This window comes from Oribacterium sp. KHPX15, assembly GCF_900107835.1.
GTDB lineage: Bacteria > Bacillota > Clostridia > Lachnospirales > Lachnospiraceae > Oribacterium.
On record NZ_FNRG01000074.1, the window covers coordinates 1 to 1,976 of the forward strand.

Annotated in this window: 2 protein-coding genes; both read left to right on the forward strand. The window is 42.1% G+C overall.

Annotation, left to right across the window (positions count from 1 at the left end):
- Positions 1-1,725 (forward strand): IS1634 family transposase (locus BLV86_RS17350; protein WP_139297972.1); only part of this gene is annotated, 1,725 nt, incomplete at its 5' end.
- Complete coding sequence (locus BLV86_RS17355; RefSeq protein WP_090816332.1) at positions 1,712-1,924, forward strand: hypothetical protein; 213 nt, start codon at positions 1,712-1,714, stop codon at positions 1,922-1,924. The genes BLV86_RS17350 and BLV86_RS17355, both read left to right, overlap by 14 nt.
- The last annotated feature ends 52 nt before the right edge of the window (positions 1,925-1,976 follow it).

A 1,976-nucleotide genomic window follows, 5' to 3' on the forward strand; every position in this document is an offset into this window, starting at 1 on the left:
TTCAGAGTAGAAATCCCTAAAATCAAGGGAAAAATCATAACCAAGAAAAAGGGCAATGCGCGATACATCTTATATCAGTACGGAAGCAAATATAATCCCGAAAAGAAATATGCAGTACCTGACCGTGCCATTATCGGTAAGGTTACGGATGATGATTCTTCCATGATGTTCCCAAACGAGAAATTTGAAACATACTTTTCAGACGTTCCTTTGCCGGAGAAGTTGCCGGAAGCATATCGTAGTTGCTGTCTTCGGATAGGATCATACGTTATCATCAAAAAAGTCATGCAGGAATACAACCTTCCAATGATGCTTGAGAAGCTCCTTAAAAAAGACTGCGGGCTGTTTCTTGATCTGGTATCGTACATGATCGTTAATGAAGAAAATGCCGGTCAGTACTATCCGGACTTTGCTTTTTGCCATCCGTTATTTTCAGAAGGCATGAGAATCTATAGCGATTCCAAAGTCAGCAGGTTTCTATCCTCTGTCACCAAGGAACAGATCATTGGCTTTTTGCGGGCATGGAACAAGGCTCGTGACCATTCGCAAAGAGTTTATCTCTCGTATGACTCGACTAATAAAAACTGTGATGCCGGTGACATCGATATTGCAGAGTTCGGAAAAGCCAAGGATGATAAAGGCATTCCGATCTTTAATCTTGCGATAGCTTTTGATGAAGCAAATCGTACTCCTCTTTTGTACGAGGAATATCCGGGTTCGATCAATGATGTGTCCCAACTGACCTTCCTCGTGGATAAGGTTAAGGAATACGGTTATACCAGGATAGGGTTCATTCTCGACCGCGGATACTTCAGCAAAGAAAACATACGCTATATCGACGAGAATGGATATGAATTCATCATCATGGTCAAAGGCTGCAAAGCTCTTGTATCAACTATGGTCGAACAAAACCGGGGCAGTTTTGAAACAGCAAGGGACTGTTCGATCAGATCATATAAAGTCTATGGCAAGACCGTGAGCTGTCACCTGTTCGAGGATGATACAGAAGACAGGTATCTGCATATCTATTTTGATCCGTATAAGCAGGCTGCAGAGCGGGAACATCTGGAGCAGCGTATAGATAAGATGAAGCTCATGATTGAAAAGAACGTTGGCAAAAATGTTCAGTTCGGTAAGAGTTATACAGATCTGTTTAAACTGACCTATGACAAGGAAGGACGATTGCTGTATGGTAAGGAACGTTCAGATGTAATAACAAGAGAACTGCGGCTCTGCGGTTACTTCTGTATTGTGACCTCTGAAAAGATGACTGCATCCGCGGCACTTATCCAGTACAAAGGTCGTGATATTTCGGAAAAGCTTTTTAAAGCAGATAAGAGTTTTCTCGGTTCAAGAAGCATGCGAGTTCAAAGTGAGGAAGCCTTGTCAGCTAAGATATTTGTTGAATTCGTTGCCCTGATAGTCAGAAACCGGATATACAATCTGCTAAAGGAAACCATGCTGAAGATGGAATCCAATCCTAACTATATGACGGTTCCCGCATCGCTTCGTGAACTGGAAAAGATCGAAATGGTCCGTAGGAACAATGGTGATTATAAGTTGGATCATGCGGTCACTAAAAAACAGAAGATCATTCTTGGTTCTTTTGGCCTTGAGGAATCCGATATCCGAAAAACTGCTGAAGAGATCAACACACTGCTTATAAATAATCAGTCACTTATGAGTGAACTGACCGAGGAGGAAAATGACGATGGCGAGGAGTAAATCCATGGCATCAATCGATGCAGAACTTGCAAAAGTAACAGAGGAACATGCCAAGGCACAGGCGCGATGTGATAAGATCGCTGCAAGAATACTTGAACTCCGAAAACAAAAACAGGAAATCGAAGCAAGACAGATCATGGATGCATTCATCAACAGTAACAAGAGCCTGCAGGAGGTTCTGACGTTCCTTGAAGTATAGGGGAGAAATCCCCTATTTAATGGTTTAGTGTAACTTTTTTGCAAAGTCTACA

Excerpts from the sequence above, each read along its gene's own strand:
- BLV86_RS17355 (WP_090816332.1), top strand. The coding sequence starts at position 1,712 with ATGGCGAGGAGTAAATCCATGGCATCAATCGATGCAGAACTTGCAAAA.